This is a genomic window from Pseudoalteromonas sp. Xi13, assembly GCF_003952205.1.
Classification (GTDB): domain Bacteria; phylum Pseudomonadota; class Gammaproteobacteria; order Enterobacterales; family Alteromonadaceae; genus Pseudoalteromonas; species Pseudoalteromonas atlantica.
In genome coordinates, this window is the sequence record NZ_CP034439.1 from 2,846,976 (window position 1) to 2,866,685 (window position 19,710).

Here is a 19,710-nt window from a genome sequence, read left to right on the forward strand (position 1 = left end):
ATTTATAAATGGCTGAAGACATACTGCTCAAACACGAAGACCTCGTAAATGAGCTAAAAACCTATTTAGGTAACGCAAAGTTCGACCTAATTTTCAAATCTAAAACGGCAGGTTTAACAAAGCCTGAGCAGTTTTTAATGAAAATGGAAATGTCGCGCCTATCTCAGCCAGTTGCCCGTTTTGTTGACCTGCGAGGCTTAGTAACAGGCCAAGTTCGCCCGTATGAGCACAATGGTAAACAGCACTTTATGGATGACACCGCCATAGAAGTATTTGAGGCAGCCTTAAAACAACACGGCGGCTATACTTTAGCGGTATACGAAGCGGTAATGAATACCGAAAACAACCATCGCGTATTACAAAAACAAGCACAAGAGCAAAGTGATACACAAGTTGAAAACGACACTCTGACTACCAGCGTAATAAAATTTGCCTCTTATGAAAGCCGCTCTGAGGAGCGAATGAACTACTCGATTAAAGTTAAAATTGAGTACAACGATAAGAAAAACATTGCCGCGAGTACCTCAGATATCTCTTTGAGTGGTTGTAAAATTAAGCTTCCTACCCGCCAAATTATAAAAAAAGGGCAGCTAATTGCCATGCGGCTAGTAGGGCTTGAGCAAGATTTTGAGCTAGGCCTTAAAAATGGCATTCAATATGAAGTAGTTGCAGTTGAAAATATATCTCGTGAATATAACCACATTCGTTTAAAGCGTACTTTTATAGAAAAAAATGAAGCATTCGATAATTTTTTAGATAGCTTTATAAACGGTAATAAACGCCGCTATAAAGTGAACCTAGATAACACCCTAGATGCTGTGGTTTCAAAGGGTTATGAGCAATATTATATTCCGCGCGTTACCTCTTTATACGTGTTTTTAAGTAAAAAAGGCGAACAAATTGTTCCTAGTTTAAGCCTAACCACTGAAAACAATATTTTTATTCAGCGCTATTTTACTGATGAACGAAAAGTGCCCTGCTTATATAGCATTTTAAATAATCAACGTATTAGCCAAATGCTTACCCAAGTAAACGCAGTAAAAGAAGATTACTTATATACGTTTACTCATGTTTCTGCAGGAAAAATTTATTACTACTCAGCCACGCGTACAGAGCTTAATAACAACCCTAAATTAAGAAACCTATTTTTAGGGTTTGGTAGCCAAAAAGACAGCTGGCAATGCTTTAAATTACAAGTTATGCCAAGCCACCCAGATGATTCGTTTATTCCATTATCGTTGCCTAATTCGGCGGGTAAAAACATAGAAAAGCTAAATAAGCCACCTTCTCCAAGAGTGGCTGGCCTTATAAAAGATGTAAAATACATTGCGGTTTTAACCGCCATTGGTAACAGTGAAGAACAAGCGCACTATAAGAAGCAGCCCTACGATAAGGCGTTAGTTAACCAGCTTAAACATTTTGGCCACGCTAAGCATAATAAGCCTCCTTATTTAGATATTGTGCCACTAGAGTATGTAAATTTACGCTCTCACAAACGTTACTTATATAAAACACCTGCCGAGCTTACGTTTGAGGATAAGCAGTATCAGGCTCATACTCGGGATTTTTCGGTTATGGGCTTGCAATTAGAGTCAGCCTCGCCGGTTAGCTTTAAAAAAGGCGATATTGTTTTACTGTCTTTCCCCGATTTACAAAAAATAACTAAAAAGCATAATTTAAGTGAGCTTAAATACGAAGTGATGGCAATTAGTAAGTCGTTAACGACCATTAATTTAAAAGCCAACAGAGTTGCTGACTTACCACATGCAGGGGTTAACTTTTTTACCCAATTAATTCAAAGTAATAAAGATAAATTAAAAGTGTCTGAAGAAGCCCCTAAAATAGAAGGCCTTTCTACCGCACTGAGAAATATGGTGACCAAAAGTGTGTGCCAATTCCCGCTTTATTTACATAAAGAAGCAAGCCACTTTATTCCAGGAGCCATAGGTTTTGGTTTATATGCCAGCCCAATTCACGTGATTTTACAAAATTTTGGCTTATTAAATAATAAAACTGACCTAAGCCATATTTTAACGCAGCAACAAATTATTGATGTGATCACCCCAAGCATTAAAGATCGTAGCCGACAAGACCCGCCTTTACCGTTTACACTCGCAATTAATTTTGACCCTAAACAAGATAACATTGAAAAGGCTGTGACGAGCCAATGCGTACTAGGCGAAAACTATTCGAGCTTTAGTGAGCAAATTAGCGCAGGCGTTAAGTCTGAGCTGGTATTTGTTATGCGCTTGTACTTATCGCGAACGGGTCGCCCAGATACAGACTACCTATCAAACGAACTTAAATATGTAAGCCAATATGCAATGCACAAAGCAAAAGACATAGAAGAAGCGCTGTGGGCTGTATCTGGGGTGGGTGATATTGTAGATATAACCGACGAAGCGCTTAGCCATTTAGAGTTAGATCAAAAGCAGGTCGCTCAAATGGGCCGCAGAAAGCTGCTCTGGTTAAACCGCTTGCGCTAAGCGGCTTAATACCAATCGACTTAAAAGTTTATAGCGTGCTAAATAAAACGTTAGCGGCGTTATAAATTTCTCATGTATAACAACTACATGTCGAAATTTATGCCTTGTTATCACGCTATTTATCTGTCGCTATAAATGTCTAATAACTTAACCCGATTGGTATAACTTATTTTGGTGGTTATTCTCAGGTTACTTATTTAAGGGAATAGCCAGCATATACAACAATTGCAGTAACGAGCCCTGACATATAGCCGCTTGCGCTTGCTCCACCACTTTTGGTTTACCATGTACGGCAACGCCTAATCCTGCTTTTTCCATCATTAGCAAATCGTTTGCACCATCGCCAATGGCTACCGTTTGCGTATTTGCTAAGCCCAGCTTTTGCTGCAGTGTTTCTAAAACAACCGCTTTTTGCTGCGCATCAACAATGGCACCAGAGACTTTTCCTGTGAGTTTATCGTTTGCAAATTCAAGCACATTAGCATGTACTTCATCTAAATTAATCAGCTGCTGCACACGCTCGGCAAAGGGTACAAACCCGCCTGATGCTATAGCAAGATACCAATTATGCTGCTTTAAAATTTGGCATAACGCTTTAATACCTGGCATTAATGGTAAGGTGTTTTTTAAATCTTCAATTAAACTTTGCTCTATGCCGGCTAACTTTGCTACACGCTGATTTAAACTTTCGCTAAAATCTAGTTTGCCCGCCATTGCAAGCGCGGTTACAGAAGCCACATCGTCATATACATCTGCTAAACGTGCAATTTCATCAATACACTCTATGGTGATGGCGGTAGAGTCCATATCCATAACCAGCAGCCCTGGCTCATATAGGTTAGGTGGCGTTGTAACTTGCACTAGCTGAAAATCAAGCGTGTTTGCAAACTCTCTTAGCGCAAGCGGGTTAATTTTTTGCTCTGCCTCTGGGCTATAAAAACACAAAGCTGGGGCTAACCCTAAGTCGGGCTGATATTGACATACAGCGGTTACTTTAAGCGCGTGCGTTTTTAAAAAGTCGATAATGCTCGTTACATGCTTTAGTTCGAAATCGCCCGCAAACGCAATACTAAATAACCCAACGGTTTTATCTGGTATTGTTTGAGCAGGAGTAAAACTCCCTTCTTTGTAATCAAACCATGTGTTTAGCGTTAAAGAATGTAATGCTTGCTCAGCAGCTGGCTGTGCCATGTTCATTTGCGACATGGGTTCTCCGTGTTTGTTATTTATTTTTCTAATTTGGCGTATCAATTAGGGTATTCATAACGCTAAATTCGCCATCGGGGTAGATTTAAGGTTATAGTTAGCGTAGTTGTAACATCAAATCAAAATGCTGTCAGTAGCATATACGGTGACTATGAAAAATAACCATATAAAAAGCCCTTTGTCTGCATCACAAAGAAAGCGAATCGTTCGCTTGTTATTGGCTGCGGGCTGTTTTGTATTACTGAGTTTTGTAGGTGTTAACAGTAGCTTTGAAAGCCACCAACTACTTTATAATAGTGCCAATAATACTGCCAAAAGCTTAACCTCATTTATGGCACTTAATGCTAAAGAGCCATTGCTTGCTAAAAATAAGCCACAGCTTAGAGCTTTGTGTAATGATATAAGCAAAGACGAGTTTGTACTTTCAGCCACAATTTACGATCAGCAAGGCGTACTTATAGCCAGCAGCGATCACTGGCAATCACACCATATATTTGGCCAATTGCCAGAGTCCACCCCAGGGATTAGTAAACTAAAAACCCCGTTTGTTGAGCCTGTTGTAAGCGACATAGATAAGCCTTTAGGCTTTGTATCTATTACTTATTTAACCCGCGCGGCAATATCTGACAGCCACAATCACTTTCATGATTTAGGCAGGCAAGTTTTATTAATGCTAGTAATAGCCTGTATTTTTACATGGCAGCTAGGGCGAGGCCTAAAACGTTGGCAGGTAAATCGCTATATGCAAAAAACCTCAGAGCAAGAATCGTAAAGCTGCTGAGCAAGTTCGGCTTTATTACTATTTGGCTTTAAACTGCATAAAACTTCAAATACAGCAGGAATATGCGCAGGGGTGTTAATTTCTCCCTGATGGCCACTTAATGGCATTGAGGGTGCGTCCGTCTCAAGCACTAAATGCTGCGGTTCTATTTGAGCAATTACATCACGGGTTTTTGCTGCTCGTTCATAGGTAATAACGCCACCTACACCTAATTTAAAGCCCTGTTTAATATAATACTGTGCTTGTTGCATGGAGCCTGAGTATGCATGTATCACGCCGCCATATTTTGGCTTGCAGCGCTTAAACGCATGCGCAATTAAATCATGGCTTTGCCTGTGATGCACAATAAGCGGAAGCTTGAGCTCATTAGCAAGGGTAATGTGTTGCTCAAATAGGCTGGTTTGTTTTTCAAGGTCATCAATACTTCTATCAAGCCCGCACTCCCCTATTGCCACCAACTGCTTTTTATTGGCTTTTGCAAAATCGAATAACTGCGCTAAGTGAGCATCTTTATGCTCATCTAAAAAGTAAGGGTGAAGCCCTGCGGCAATATGTACTTGTGGGTATTTAGCTTTAAATTCAATTAGCTGCTGAGATTGCGCCAAGCTAATACCTGGCACAATAAAGCGCTCAACACCTTTAGCCATACACTCTTTTATTAGTGATCCGCGGTTTGCGTCAAACTCAGTAAAATCGAGGTGGCAGTGGGAGTCTATAAACTTCACAGCGTAAACCGGTTAAGGGTTTAAACGTGTTATTTGCCAGCTATTATCGGTTTGGCGCTGATATATAAAGCGGTCGTGTAAACGATGTGCGCCACCTTGCCAAAACTCAATTTTAGAAGGGACTACGCAGTAACCGCCCCAAAAATCAGGCAATGGAATTTCACCATTAGCAAATTTACTCTTCATATTAGCAAAGGTTTCCATAAGTACTTTGCGCGATGAGACCGGCCTGCTTTGCGCTGAGGCCCATGCTGCTAATTGGCTTTCTTTAGGGCGCGATAAAAAATATTTAGCGACTGCAGCTGTCGGTAATGGTTTTGCCTCGCCGTATACAATCACTTGGCGCTCCATATGGTGCCACGGAAAGTGCAGCGATATTTTGTTATTGCCTTTTAGCTCTTGCGCTTTACGTGAGCCGGTATTAGTAAAAAATACAAACCCGTTATCATCTAAATGTTTTAACAATACAATACGCTGTGAAGGTTGGCCGGTTTCATCAACCGTTGCCACAACCATGGCCGTTGGGTCTGGGATATTACTGCCCACAGCATGCTCAAGCCACGTTTCAAATTGTTTGAATGGATCATCTTGCAAGTTATCTTCGCTTAGCGCGTCTTGCAGGTATTCACGGCGGATGTCTTCGAGTTTCATAAACAAATCCTTCTCTGTTTATTAAAGCGTATGTGGGTAAGTTAAGGTCAGGCAATCAATAGTAATCAGTAATAAGAACAATTTTATATTTTGGGTTAGTGCTTGGTTAATGTTGGGTTTCGTTTCACTCAACCCAACCTACGGTGCTATCAGCTATAAAATGATTAACTTACAAAAGTTCGTCAAGTAAAGCCTAAAATCATCTGCAAGTGTAGGAGTGCTAGCAAGGCGGTATAACTATTTATGCCAAGGAGCATACGGTTTGTATGTGACTTAGGCTAAATAATTTTACCAACGCAACTAAAGCGAACTACACAACTCAGATATCTGCAAGTGCAGGAGTGCTGACAAGGCGAAGTGCTTTTTTATGCCAAGGAGCATACAATTAGTATGTGACTTAGGCTAAAAAAGCACGACAACGCAGTCAAAGCGAACTACACGAAGCAGAAGGTTCACCTAAGTAGTTTAGCCTAAGACAAGGCATTCACCCCTACTTATCCCTATGAGCATACGGTTTGTATGTGATTAGGGTAAGTTGGGGTGGATAACGCAGTATTAGGTTAAAATACGACGGTGATTACATTTGCTCCATGACTTCAATGCCAAGCAAGTCCAATCCTGTTTTTAGCGTATCTGCCACTAAATTACATAACACTAAACGGCTGTCACGTACGTTTGGCTCTACGCCTTCTTTTAGTACTGGACAGGCTTCGTAGAATGTCATGTATAGGCTAGCTAGCTCGTATAAGTAGCTACATAGTACGTGCGGAGTAGCCTCAGAGATCATTAAATCAAGGACTTCTTCAAGCTGTAGTAGCTTAAGCGCGAGGGCTTTTTCTTGCGGCTCAGTGATATGCACTTGAGCCCCTAAAACTCTAAGAGTCTCAGCATCGACACCTGATTTACGGAAAATACTGCGCACACGGGTATAAGCATATTGTAAGTAAGGTGCTGTTGCGCCTTCAAAGCTTAACATGGTGTCCCAGTTGAATATGTAATCGCTGGTACGATGCTTAGAAAGATCAGCGTATTTAACAGCGCCAATACCTACTTTACGCGCAATTTCGCTGCGATCATGATCTGATAAATCAGATTCACGCTCAGCAAGTTTTGTTGCTGCACGGCTAATTGACTCTTCAAGTAAATCAGCAAGTTTTACTGTACCACCTGTACGGGTTTTAAATGGTTTACCATCGGCGCCCATCATGGTGCCAAACGGGCAAAACTCGTAGCTTGTTTCATCGCGTAAAAGGCCTGCTTTACGTGCGGTAAGCTCCACCTGATTAAAGTGAAGACTTTGGCGTGCATCAACAAATATTAAAATACGCTCAGCGCCTAAGGTATTTGAGCGGTAGTTACACGCGGCTAAATCGGTGGTTGCATATAAAAAGCCGCCGCCAGATTTTTGCACGATAAACGCCGATGGCTCACCATCTTTATTAGCAAGTTCATCTAAAAACACGACTTGTGCGCCTTGCGACTCTATCGCTATGTTTTTATCTTTTAATAGGCTAATAATATCGTTAAGCTCACTGTTGTAAGCACTTTCAGCCATAATATCGTCTTGGGTAAGCGTTACGTTTAGACGTTTGTAAACTTCTTCAGAGTGCTTAACAGAGGTCGCTATAAATAGCTTCCATAACTTTTCACAGTGCGCGTCGCCGCCTTGTAGTTTAACTACATAGTCACGGGCTTTATCGGCAAAGCCTTCTTCATCGTCAAAACGTTTTTTAGCATCGCGGTAAAACGTTTCTAAATCAGCAAGCGCTACCGACTCTAAGTCTACGCCTTGGCTAATTTGATCTTCTAAATGCGCAATTAGCATACCAAACTGTGTGCCCCAATCGCCCATGTGGTTTTGACGAATGACTTTGTCGCCTCTAAATTCAAGCGCACGTACAATGGCATCACCAATAATGGTTGAACGCAAATGGCCTACGTGCATTTCTTTTGCAAGATTAGGTGATGAGTAATCTACCACGACAGTTTGCGGATTTGCGTGCTCGTTTACAGCCAGTTTTGCATCGTTGTTCGCTGCTTTTACACTGTTGGCTAAAAACTCAGGCTTTAAATGAATATTAATAAAACCAGGGCCGGCAATTTCTGTTTTTTCAGCGATGTCGGTTACATCTAGGTTATCAATAATTTTTTGCGCAAGCTCACGTGGGTTGCTTTTCATTTTTTTAGCGGCGCCCATTGCACCATTAATTTGGTAATCACCAAACTGTGGGCGTGTGCTTTGTGTAACAGCTGGGTTTGTGTCTTCTGGTAGGCCTGCTGCGGTCATGGCGGCAATGGCTTTTTCTACTAAAATAGTACGAATGTTCATTATATTATTTACCTTTGTAAGCCCGCCATAGCAGGCTTTCAGTTAACTTTAGTCAGTCGATTCTAGTTTTCGCGCGTATGGTTAAAGGTTACCTCTGGGTAACGCTCTACCGATAAGTTAAGGTTTACACGGCTCGGTGCTATGTAAGTTAAGTTATCGCCACCATCGAGTGCTAAGTTGCTTTCGCACTTACGTTTAAACTCTTCAAACTTTTTAACATCGTCGCTGCTTACCCAACGTGCCGTATTTACATTTACGCCTTCGTAAATTGCATCTACGTTGTACTCAGCTTTTAAGCGCGCTACAACTACGTCAAACTGTAGTACACCTACCGCGCCTACAATTAAATCGTTGTTAGTAAGCGGTCTAAATACCTGTACAGCACCTTCTTCAGAAAGTTGTACTAAGCCTTTTAATAATTGCTTTTGTTTGAGCGGATCGCGCAAACGAATACGACGAAATAGCTCAGGCGCAAAGTTAGGAATACCGCTAAATTTAAGCTTTTCGCCTTGCGTAAAGGTATCGCCAATTTGAATGGTACCGTGGTTATGCAAACCAATAATATCGCCCGCATATGCATCTGCTGCACGCTCACGATCGCCCGCCATAAAGGTTACCGCATCAGAAATACTAATTTGCTTACCAAGGCGTACGTGGTTCATTTTCATGCCTTGGCTGTATTTGCCCGACACAATACGCATAAAGGCAATGCGGTCACGGTGTTTAGGGTCCATGTTGGCCTGAATTTTAAACACAAAGCCGGTAAAGTTTTCTTCTGTTGCGATTACTTGGCGGTCATCTGTTTCGCGCGGTAATGGCGTTGGTGCCCATTGCGTTAAACCATCAAGTACATGGTCTACACCAAAGTTACCAAGGGCAGTACCAAAGTACACCGGAGAAAGCTCACCTGCTAAAAACAATTCAAGATCAAACTCATTTGAGGCACCAATTACCAGCTCTAGCTCTTCACGTAATTGCTCAGCGAGTTCTTCACCAATGGCGGTATCAAGCTCTGGGTTATCTAGGCCTTTTACAGTGCGAACTTCTTGAATAGTATGACCTTGGCCTGTTTTGTATAAAACCGCTTCGTCGTTATGAATGTGATAAACACCTTTAAACTCTTTACCACAACCAATTGGCCAAGTAATAGGCGCACAGGCAATATTTAGCTCTGTTTCTACTTCATCGAGTAGTTCCATTGGGTCACGAATATCACGGTCACACTTATTCATAAAGGTAACAATAGGCGTGGTACGTAGGCGCGTAACTTCCATTAGCTTACGGGTACGTTCTTCTACACCTTTTGCGGCATCAATAACCATTAAACACGAATCTACCGCGGTCAATGTACGGTAAGTATCTTCTGAGAAGTCTTCGTGTCCAGGGGTATCAAGTAAATTAACCAGCGCATTGTTATACGGAAACTGCATTACAGAGGTAGTAACCGATATACCACGCTCTTTTTCCATTTCCATCCAGTCAGACTTTGCATGCTGATTAGAGCCACGGCCTTTTACAGTACCGGCTTTTTGAATCGCTTGTCCGAACAAAAGTACTTTTTCGGTGATGGTGGTTTTACCAGCATCCGGGTGCGATATGATTGCAAAAGTCCTTCGCTTGCTAATTTCGTTGATAATATTCTGGTCTGCCATTAATAAGTTCTTTTAGTTTGATGCCAAGTTACATGCATAACATTGAGTGTATGCAAGGCAACCCGTTAAGTTGATCGTTATTAACTGGGCTTTGAGCAATTTAGTGTGAATAAATTGACAACAATTAACGCCATATAGCTAATTTTTTAATAGTGGCAATTGTAACAGGAGTCGGTATAAAAGTGTGCTATCTAACTCAAAAATATCTTGGCATTATATTCAAAAGGAAGGAGTAACTAATTTTAAGGGTCAGCAACATGGTTACTGGCCCTGTAATTAACGCAATACGCTATTGCGTTATTGAAATACTTGGTACCACAGACATACCTACTCGTAACTGCTTAAGCGCTAGCTGGTTTGCATCTAAGCTAATTTTAACCGGTAAGCGCTGCACAATTTTGGTGAAGTTTCCTGTGGCGTTATGTGCACCAATGGCTGAGTAGCTCACGCCACTGGCAGGGCTTAGGCTATCAACGTGGCCGCGTAAAATTTGCCCTGGTAGTGCATCTACTTTTATTTCAACTTCTTGGCCTACTTTTACATTAGCTAGCTGAGTTTCACGGTAGTTCGCACTAACAAACACTTTATCAAGCGGTACAACAACCAATAGCGGGCTGCCTGGGTTTACATACGCCCCTACACGCACCGATTTTTGGCCAACTATGCCATCAATAGGCGCTGTAATTTGGGTGTACGATAACTTAAGTTCGGCATCTACTACACGTGCTTTAGCTTGTACAAGCACAGCTTTGGCTTTTTCAATATCGGCACGTAAAATTTCAATCTGCTGCTTTGCTGCTGCAAGGCCTGCTTGGTTTTTATGCAAATTTGCTTTTTGAATAGCCAGCTTTGCTTGTGCTTCTTCTCGTGCTTGCACAGTGCCTGAGCCATCGGTTGCTAAGTTGGTATAACGCTTTAAATTTAACTGCGCTAATTTAAGTGATGCAGTATCGGCCTCTACCGCAGCTTGCGCTTGTTGTACCAGCGAATCTTGATAAGTTAGCTTAGCTTGCAAGCTAGCTACACTTGCTTTAGCACTATTAGCTTGGGCTTTAGCGGAATCTAGGGCCACTACAAAATCGCGATTATCTATGGTGGCAATTAAATCGCCTTTTTGTACTCGCTGGTTATCTTTAATGAGTACTTGATCTACCGTGCCAGATACCTGAGGTGCCACAAAGGTAAAGTCGGCTTGCACGTAGGCATCGTCAGTTGTTTGAGTTGCACTTTGCGACTCCGATTTATTAAGATAAATAATACTGCCTGCAACAACGGCAAGTATAGTTGCTGCAACGGTTAATTTAACTACTTTTGGTAAGGCCATAATATATTACTCAACGATTAAAATTTAAGATTTATTAAGATTCGGGGCTGGTACAAAGTTCATACATAGCGCCAGCGGAATTAATACAAGTGCTAACACACCAAGCACCAAGTAGGCATCACCTACCGACATCACTAACGATTGCTGGGCAATAACGCCGCCTAATTGCTCATTAGGTATGGTGTTTGCCAATGAGTTACCGATCATAGAGGCGCGGTCTAATAGCATTTCGTTATGAAAATGACTGCGCACCGTTAATAGCTGCCCCACAACAGCCCCGCCAATAAGCGAGCCAAACACACGTAATGTGTTTATGGTTCCCGAAAAAAACGGCCCTTCGCTTGGGTCTAGTACACTGGTCATTAAAAATAAAATAGAGACCACTGCCATGGGCTGGCCAAATGCTTGCAACAGCTGCGCTGTGATAAATTGATCGCGATGCCATAAAGGCGTAATTTGTGCGCCGCTAAAACAGGCCAGCGCAATTAAAAATAATCCAATTGACATCACAATGCGGGCATCTACCCATTTTTTATATAAAAGCAGTGCCACTACCGAGCCAAGTACAAGTTGTGGTAGCGCAATTAATAACCCTACTGGCGCTAGCTGTAATGCTCTATAGCTATGCAAATTGGCTAAATGGGTTGAGGGCAACATTGAGCCCGACATCAACACCACTAGCAACATGGTAAGCAGTACAGAGCCAATACCTAAATTGCGACGGCCTAATAACTGCGGTCTCATAAACGGCGCTTTGTGATGCCACTCGGTTAATACGTAGCAGCCAAATAAAATTAGCCCACCAAAAAAACACACACTAATAAGCGATGAATTAAACCAATCTAAACGCACACCTTGATCAAGCGCGATGGCAATTAACGTCAAAGACGATACGCCGCACACTAGGCCTAACCAATTTCCTTCTTTAAAGCGCGCATATTTAACGCCCTCTTTTGGGAGCCCCCACGCAGTTAGTGAGCCTGCAATAATACAAAGCGGAATAACTTGCCAGTAAATCCAGCGCCAGTCCGATAACACATCAGCCCACTGCCCGCTTAGCCAAATAGCTAAATTTGGGGCGAATGTAGCGGTCATCGCGTAAAGCGCTAAACCGTGTAAACGTATGTTAGGGGGTAAAAATTTAAGTGCAGCCATCATTAATATAGGAATGAGCGCGCCACTACTTACCCCTTGCACAAAACGCAGTGCAATTAATAAGTTTAAATCATGAATAAAAGGCAAAATAGCCGCAATAACGCCACATATAGTCACCATAGAAATATGAAAGCGTCTAACCGATAACGTAATGGCAAACCAAGAAGCAAAAGGCATAGCGATTAGCTCCCCAACGGTATAGGCGCTTGAAAGCCAAGAGGCATCATCTAAACTTGCCCCTATTACGCCCCTCACATCAGCTAATCCAAGTGCCCCTACTCGGTTATTTAAACCCGCCATCATAGCGGCAATAAAAATGCCTAATAGCCCAGCCAGTGCTTGTTTTGATGGCCCTGCGGGCTTAGCAACAGGTGCTGCATTTTGTACAGGCACATTAATCGTGACTGCATTCATTACTCGCCCTCCGCCTTGGCTGACATTGGCGCAAGCCCACTTTCAGGTAGTGCGTCTGGGTTCCAGCCACCACCGAGAGATTTATACAAATTTACAACCGCAATCGAGGCATTGGTTGCACTGTTATTTAACTTAGTTTGGCTTGCTAATAAATTACGCTGCGCCGTTAAAACGCTAAGGTAGTCGGCTGCCCCTTGCTGGTAGGCTCTTTCAACGGTTTGTAAAGCCTGCTTATTAAAGTCGTGGGCAATTTCAACTTTGTGATGGTGATTTTGCTGCGCAGCCCAGCCATCTACTGCGTTATCAACTTCGTGCCACGCTTTTAGTACAGTTTGACGATACGTTAATGCCGCGTTTTTCTCGCGCTCTTTAGTAAGCTTAAGCTGTGACTTTAAGCGCCCACCCTGAAAAATAGGCAAATAAACATTTGGTCCCACTGAAAAAACACGTGAATCCCAGGTTGATAAATCACTTTGCGCATACCCTTCAACTCCTAATGAGCCCGTTAAAGTAATGCGTGGGTAAAAATTCGCTTCGGCCGCGCCAATAGCGGCAACAGCACTGTGTAAGTTTGCTTGCGCTTGTAAAATATCTGGGCGGCGTTTCACAAACTCTGATGGAATAGCCGAAGGGATTTCGCTTGGCATAACGGGCGCAGCAATACGCTCGGCTAACAGAGTATTTAAGGCACGTGGTTTTTCACCTACTAGCAACGCAAGCGCGTTCATTAACACATTACGGCGCTGCGTTTGCTCTGGTAGCGCAGCATTAATTGTTGCCAACTCTGCTTTTGCACTAATTGTTTCAAAACGTGTACTTACACCGTTTTTTTCGCGGCTTTGTGCAAGCTTTAACACACGCTCTGCAATGGTTTTGTTTTCGTGTGTTATGTTGAGCTGCGTTTGCGCACTGCGCAGTAACAAATACGTTTTAGCCACCTCGCCAGCTAAGCTAACACGGGCGGCTTCACGCGCATACAAAGAGGCCTGCAGCATAGCGACGGCCCCTTCTTCAACACGTTTATTACGGCCCCATAAATCAAGTTCCCAGCTGGCATCAAAACCAAGCTGCCAAAAGTTATCAGGGTCTGAGGGCGCACCGAGTGCAACAAACTTACCATTTTCGCTCAGCCCTTCGCGCTTGTAGTCAAACCCAGCAGATACACTGGGTAAGCGGTCTGCCGATGCAATACCCAATGCCGCGCGGCTTTGGGCAATTCGGCTTGATGCTAGCTGTAAGTCAAGATTACCTAACTGTGCTTTGCGCTCTAGCTCCGTTAAAATAGGATCGTTTAAAATTGTCCACCAATTCCACGCCAATTCAGCATTACCGCTTTGTAGCTGAGTAAATTCGGGAGTTGGCTTTATAGCATCGTTGTTTATATTTGTATTAGGCTCTTCAAAGTTAGGACCCACTACACAACCCGACAAAGCCGCAGCTAATGTAAGCGCAATAGCTGAATGCCGCGAATAATTAAAAAGCCTTTTATTAAGACACTGATTAGCCATTTTTAAATCCTAAATTAATAACACAATTATTTATGTACTGTACCGCTCGGTTCGAGTGATAGGCAAAAAAAGCTAAGCACGCTAATTGCTGCCTAGTCACACCTTAAATACATTTAAACAGGGTAATACCAATAGTTAACAGCTGTTAAAAACACCCTTAACTTAAAGCTTAAATTGAACTGTACCGCTCGGTTTGATATGCTAGGCGTAATTTAACATTATGTCAAGGTGAAATGTAATGACAAAAACGCTTACTAATGCCCAAAACACTCTGCCTCCAAGTGAATTAGAGCTTGGTGCAAAAGCACGAACGGTATTACACGCTGCACGAAAAATATTTTTAATTCATGGTTTTAATGGTGCAACCACCGACATGATCCAACGTGAGGCAGGCGTATCAAAATCGACGGTTTACGCTCACTTTGCAAATAAAGAAATTTTATTTTTAGCGGTCATTAAAAGTGAATGCGAAATATTTACAGCATCAATCGATAATATAACGTTTAAGCCAGGCAACTTAACAGAAAACTTACGCCGCCTTGGGCATGCTTATTTACAAATCGCTCTATCAGAGTCGGCCATGGCTCTATACCGAATTGTTGTTGCTGAAGCCCCCCGCTTACCCGCCCTAGGTCATATGTTTTATAACTCTGGCCCGCGGGTGGTAAAAGACAAGGTCTCTAATTATTTAAAAGCGGCAGTGGAATCTAAAGAGCTTGATTTTGAAGAATTAAACATTGAAGAAGCCACTAACCTATTTGTTGCCTTAATGCGCAGTGAGCTACATTTAATGTACTTAACTCACCCCGATCAGCCTGTGCTTAAAAAAGATATAGACCGCTGGGTAGAAGTAGCAATAAACTTTTTAGTGCGCTCTTACGGTACGGCTCACACGCAACAAAACTAATTTGTTAAATGTGTAATACTTTAAATAAATAGCATTTTAAAGCCACGCATTAATTTTAAGCGTGGCTAAATTACCCTTAATGCCAATGCCCTAACAACGCATATTTTAATGCATTGTGCTAAACACTAATAAATATAAAAATAGCGCTACGGGTTAGCCCCCTGCGCTCAATTTATGACAGGCATTGATACTGCACTGTTAGCTATATTATTAAAAAACCAAGCAGCGCAGGCGCTAACTTGTTTAAAACAAAGCTAAATATAGCGCCTTAAAGATAATCTCGCTTAAGGTGCTCACTAGCCTTATTTAAACCAATTATATACACGCTTTTTTTACGCTAAATTAACTCAAATCAGCTTACGCTTCTTGTGTAATAAAGTCGTAACGCATATCATTGCTAGATTGCACGGAGGATAAGTAGTTTGGTCATGAAAACCAGTAAGTTAAGTATTCGATTATTATGGTATATAACCCCCCTTGTTATATTACCCTTGTTGTTTTTAGGTGGTTTTACATTAACTAACGTAACCAACTCAACACAAAAGCAGGCTGATCTTATAATGAGTCGCTTTGTTGAGCAGCAACAGCAAAAGGTTTTCAACTACATAGACTCGTTTCATTCAACAGCAAAACTACTGTCTACCTCGCCTGTTTTAAACGATTTTTTATCAAACGACATTCATGCTGATGGCAGCTATACCCGCCGCTTAGGGGCACTAATGGATGTTTTTGCCAGTTATAGCGAAGCCTACCCAGATATAATTAGTATTAACTTAGTCTCGGCCAGTGGTAAAAGTGACGCGTATTATTCTAATAATTTAACAACCGCACCGCAGTCATACCCATTTTTTAAGCAAGTACTGCAAAGTAATTTGCGCCAACAACAATTTATGGTGCAAAACAACGACGGCACCACCAACTTATTTTTTGTACAGCGCGTACAAAGTGTTGATTACTATTTAAAACGCCCACAACAACTTGGCTTTATAGTATTGCAAGTTGAACCCTCTATATTAAACACCAGTATTTTAGAAGCGCCTTATAACAACACCCTTAATTTACTGCTAACCAACGACGGGCAAATTTTATTTAGCTCAGACTACAGCTTACGCGGGCAATATATTACCGAGCACGAGCTTGAGCAGGTTCACGATTTAGCCGATGTAGGCACCCTTTCGACGATTGAGCTTTCGAGCATAGATAAAATAGAAAGAATGATATTTGCCGTACAAATGAGTGGCGGTTATTACTTTGTATCAACCATTCCAAAAGGCGTGCTTTATCAGTCGGGTAAGGCAATTAGCTTAATCACAGGCTTAATTGTGATAATTTCGGTGATCACCCTGCCTATCCTTATTTTTGTGGTTGTGCGCAATTTACTGCTAAACCCAATTGAGCTTTTAGGGGCCGCCAGCCACCGTGTAGGTGATGGTGATTTATCGGTAAATTTACCTGCTCATACAAATGATGAAGTTGGGGTGTTGTTTAACGATTTTAATCACATGATTAACCAAATTAGACACTACCAAGAGCAGCTAGAAGAATATAAACACCACCTAGAAGACAAAGTAGAAAGCCGTACTAAAGCGCTTGAAGCGATGAACAGCCAGCTTGAACTTGCCATAGCTCAAGCAGAGCAAGCTAACCAGCTTAAAAGCCGTTTTTTAGCAAATATGAGTCACGAGATTCGCACCCCACTTACAGCCATTATGGGCTTTACCGAGCAGTTATTAATTAATGATAAAGTGGTTAACGACAAACAGCATTTAAATACCATTTTACGAAACTCTAAACACTTATTAGAGCTAATAAACAACATACTCGATTTATCTAAAATAGAAGCAGAAAAGCTCGCTGTAGAGCAAGCACCCCTTAATGTAGTGCAGCTGGTTCACGATATAGAATCAATTATTGAACCGCTAGCACACGAAAAACAACTCGCGTTTAGCATTCATTACGAGCTGCCATTACCGCGCACTATTTATAGTGATATGACGCGTTTAAAACAAATTTTAATAAACATAGCCAGCAATGCCGTAAAATTTACCGAGCAAGGCAAGGTGTCAATTTGTGTGCATTATTTGCAAAGTAAGCAGCAGCTTGAATTTGTGGTTAAAGACACCGGTATTGGTATGTCTGAGCACCAAATAGAGCGTATATTTAAACCTTTTGAACAGGCCGATGCCACCACCACGCGCCGCTTTGGAGGCACAGGATTAGGTTTATGTATTTCTAAAAACTTAGCGCAGTTATTGGGTGGCGATGTTACTTTAAAAAGCGAAATTGGCATAGGCAGTCGCTTTGCTATTACCGTTGATTGCCATATTAACGAGCCTAAACAATCACTAGAGCTTTTAACTGAGCAAGCACAGCTTATTCCAGAAAAAGACCCTTTCTTGTCGTTTGCCACTTCTAGTTTTGATGCCAACATATTAGTTGCCGAAGATAACCCCGATAACCAGCTACTTATAAAACTGCTATTACAAACCTGGGGCCTAGAGCCAGATATGGCTAACAATGGTGCACAAGCAGTAGAAATGGCGTTAGTAAACGACTACCAGTTAATTATTATGGATATGCAAATGCCTGTAATGGGCGGCCTTGAGGCAACTAAAATGCTACGCCATGCAGCCTACGATGGGCCCATTATCGCGCTTACTGCCAATGTAATGAACCATGATATAGACACATACATTGAGGCAGGTTGCGATAAAGCACTGGCAAAACCCATTGATAAAGACGCGCTTGAAAACGTGCTAGTTAGTTACTTAAACCTTGAAAAAGATAATCAAAACAAGTGGGATAGTTTACTAAAAAGTGAAAAGTTTCAGCAAATTAACGATAACTATGTGGCTAACCTGCCAAGTTACCTGCAAAAGGTAAACAGCTTAAAAGCCAGTAACGATGCAGAAGCACTTCGAAGCGTAGCCCATAGCTTAAAAGGCAGTGCTGGTTGTTTTAATTTTGACGATATTTACCACAGTGCAGCGCTGCTAGAAGAAAACCTGCTTAGTAATGACCAAGCGCAGCGCCCCACATTAATTGTAAATTTAATTAATGCTATTGAGCAAACCATAGCTAAAAGTAAAGAAACAGCCTAAAAGTGCGTGTTTTACTATAAACGTTTATTTAGCGCTTAATTTAACCCTTTAACTAAACCCTAAGTTAAGCGCCATACCCATTAGTATGGCGTCTTCATAGCCATTTTTAGAGGGCTCATCGCTTGGGTAATAGTTCTTACGTACCGACATTTGCGTAAAGCCAGCATGTTCGTAAAGCTTTATTGCACGCGCGTTTGATTCGCGTACTTCTAAAAAAAGGTTTTCAGCATTTTGCTGCTCGCCATATTCAATAAACTGGCTAAGTAACTGCCTTGCAATGCCTTTACCTTGCTCACTGGGCGTTACACATATATCCATAAGGGTAAAGTCAGGCCCTGCCTTTTCACCTATATAAAAACCTACTAGGGTGTTTTCATCAAACGCCGCTAAATTAAAATAACGGCCACCCATGCAAGAGCTCATTGTTTTAAGAGACCAAGGATGAGAGTGGCAGGCAGTTTCAATAGCCATTAATTGTGCTATTGCGCTTTCGTTTACAGGTTTAAAGTTTATCAATGTGTGTGCTCATTAAAGCCCATAAAGCGCGCTTATCAGAAGCACTGAGCTGTGAGGTTGGTAGTGTAAGCTTATCGCCGGTTAACTGTATGTCAGCCCCTTTTAAAACATGATTAATTGTTAAAGAAGGTGCACTTAAACGTATATCACTTAATAACTGCTTGCTCAGCACTAAAGGCTCAGCTGGAGTGCTTTGTGAAACGGCTAAAGTAGGGTCAGTATTTTTAGGACGATAATGCTGATTTAGTTCAAGGTTTTCTATACCAAAAATAGCTGCGTAACGTGGATGCATAACAACTCAGTAGATTAAACACTAGAACAATATATGAAGTAATAAAAACGATGTAAAGAAGAAATGGCAGGGGCGGAGAGATTCGAACTCCCAACCGTCGGTTTTGGAGACCGCTGTTCTACCAATTGGAACTACGCCCCTGCAATGTCGACGAATTATAGAGACCTTTTAGAAAAGGTAAAGTAAAAAATTAACTTTTTAGTTTAACTGCTTTTTAATTATACAAAACGCTGAATTAGCAAGCTAAATAGCGCTGTAAAGCCACTTTAGCTTTAACAGCACTTACCTTTAAAAAATAAATGCTGCTCAGCTTAGCGTAATTAAAACTGCAGTATGTGCTTTAAAAACGTGCGAGCTTAATAACCGCGGTACTGTTTCTGCCTTCGCTTAGCCCAAACGCTATGCTGTAAATTCTTTCTTAAGTGTTAAATACTTTAGCTAGCATGGTGTATTTACACTTGCTGCTAGTTATTTTTTATACCGGTTTAGCTTGGTTGAGTTGCTGTATACATAAACAAGTCAATAACATTGGCAGCATTTATGATACAATTTAGCGTCTAGGGGATCCGCGCCTTACCACCTAATTGCATATTTCATCATGTATCTTACTTACGCGGGTCATTCACAATGCAAATATGGAGGAGCTTTACTATTAGCAGTTGC

At 41.6% G+C, this 19,710-nt stretch carries 14 protein-coding genes and 1 tRNA gene; 4 read left to right on the top strand and 11 right to left on the bottom strand.

Features of this window, described 5'->3' with window-relative positions:
* Positions 1-8 precede the first annotated feature (8 nt).
* A complete protein-coding gene (locus EJ103_RS12795) occupies positions 9-2,486 on the top strand; it encodes a PilZ domain-containing protein (RefSeq protein ID WP_126007987.1) in 2,478 nt (825 codons plus the stop codon).
* Positions 2,487-2,675: 189 nt separating this feature from the next.
* Here EJ103_RS12795 and serB read toward each other — a convergent pair whose 3' ends face one another.
* Positions 2,676-3,692 carry a phosphoserine phosphatase SerB gene (gene serB / locus EJ103_RS12800; RefSeq protein WP_004586159.1) on the bottom strand — a complete coding sequence of 339 codons (1,017 nt, stop codon included), beginning with the start codon at positions 3,690-3,692 and terminating at the stop codon, positions 2,676-2,678.
* Positions 3,693-3,843: 151 nt separating this feature from the next.
* On the opposite strand from serB, the gene EJ103_RS12805 reads away from it, so the two are divergent.
* The gene (locus EJ103_RS12805; RefSeq protein WP_126007989.1) at positions 3,844-4,464 is read left to right on the top strand and encodes an AhpA/YtjB family protein; all 621 of its coding nucleotides are present in this window, start codon (positions 3,844-3,846) and stop codon (positions 4,462-4,464) included.
* Here EJ103_RS12805 and EJ103_RS12810 read toward each other — a convergent pair.
* The 7 genes from EJ103_RS12810 to EJ103_RS12840 all read right to left on the bottom strand — a co-directional run bounded on the left by EJ103_RS12810 (position 4,431) and on the right by EJ103_RS12840 (position 14,231).
* On the bottom strand, positions 4,431-5,198 hold the full coding sequence (locus EJ103_RS12810; RefSeq protein WP_126007991.1) for a TatD family hydrolase: 768 nt from the start codon (positions 5,196-5,198) through the stop codon (positions 4,431-4,433). The genes EJ103_RS12805 and EJ103_RS12810 overlap by 34 nt on opposite strands.
* A 12-nt stretch (positions 5,199-5,210) precedes the next feature.
* Complete coding sequence (gene pdxH, locus EJ103_RS12815) at positions 5,211-5,849, bottom strand: pyridoxamine 5'-phosphate oxidase (protein WP_004586156.1); 639 nt, start codon at positions 5,847-5,849, stop codon at positions 5,211-5,213.
* Between the two features lie 577 nt (positions 5,850-6,426).
* Complete coding sequence (gene argS, locus EJ103_RS12820; RefSeq protein WP_126007992.1) at positions 6,427-8,178, bottom strand: arginine--tRNA ligase; 1,752 nt, start codon at positions 8,176-8,178, stop codon at positions 6,427-6,429.
* A gap of 62 nt (positions 8,179-8,240) precedes the next feature.
* The gene (gene prfC, locus EJ103_RS12825) at positions 8,241-9,830 is read right to left on the bottom strand and encodes a peptide chain release factor 3 (protein ID WP_004586154.1); all 1,590 of its coding nucleotides are present in this window, start codon (positions 9,828-9,830) and stop codon (positions 8,241-8,243) included.
* Between the two features lie 289 nt (positions 9,831-10,119).
* The gene (locus EJ103_RS12830; protein WP_126007994.1) at positions 10,120-11,154 is read right to left on the bottom strand and encodes an HlyD family secretion protein; all 1,035 of its coding nucleotides are present in this window, start codon (positions 11,152-11,154) and stop codon (positions 10,120-10,122) included.
* Between the two features lie 24 nt (positions 11,155-11,178).
* Positions 11,179-12,723 (bottom strand): MFS transporter, encoded by a 1,545-nt coding sequence (locus tag EJ103_RS12835; protein WP_126007996.1) that lies wholly within the window; start codon positions 12,721-12,723, stop codon positions 11,179-11,181.
* A complete protein-coding gene (locus EJ103_RS12840) occupies positions 12,723-14,231 on the bottom strand; it encodes an efflux transporter outer membrane subunit (RefSeq protein WP_126007998.1) in 1,509 nt (502 codons plus the stop codon). The genes EJ103_RS12835 and EJ103_RS12840 overlap by 1 nt, the downstream gene beginning before the upstream one ends.
* A gap of 238 nt (positions 14,232-14,469) precedes the next feature.
* Here EJ103_RS12840 and EJ103_RS12845 point away from each other — a divergent pair, with 238 nt between their 5' ends.
* Together EJ103_RS12845 and EJ103_RS12850 are read left to right on the top strand one after the other, a co-directional pair.
* Positions 14,470-15,138: a TetR/AcrR family transcriptional regulator gene (locus tag EJ103_RS12845; RefSeq protein ID WP_126007999.1), complete on the top strand. Its 669-nt coding sequence runs from the start codon at positions 14,470-14,472 to the stop codon at positions 15,136-15,138.
* A 428-nt stretch (positions 15,139-15,566) separates the two neighbouring features.
* Complete coding sequence (locus EJ103_RS12850; protein ID WP_096041250.1) at positions 15,567-18,239, top strand: ATP-binding protein; 2,673 nt, start codon at positions 15,567-15,569, stop codon at positions 18,237-18,239.
* 48 nt (positions 18,240-18,287) lie between these two features.
* On the opposite strand, the gene rimI is transcribed toward EJ103_RS12850, so the two are convergent.
* The 3 genes from rimI to EJ103_RS12865 form a co-directional block, all read right to left on the bottom strand.
* Positions 18,288-18,755: a ribosomal protein S18-alanine N-acetyltransferase gene (rimI, locus tag EJ103_RS12855; protein WP_096739172.1), complete on the bottom strand. Its 468-nt coding sequence runs from the start codon at positions 18,753-18,755 to the stop codon at positions 18,288-18,290.
* Complete coding sequence (locus tag EJ103_RS12860; protein WP_126008001.1) at positions 18,742-19,047, bottom strand: hypothetical protein; 306 nt, start codon at positions 19,045-19,047, stop codon at positions 18,742-18,744. Before EJ103_RS12860 ends, rimI begins: the two co-directional genes overlap by 14 nt.
* A 64-nt stretch (positions 19,048-19,111) precedes the next feature.
* Positions 19,112-19,188: transfer RNA gene (locus tag EJ103_RS12865), tRNA-Trp, on the bottom strand.
* Positions 19,189-19,710 lie beyond the last annotated feature (522 nt).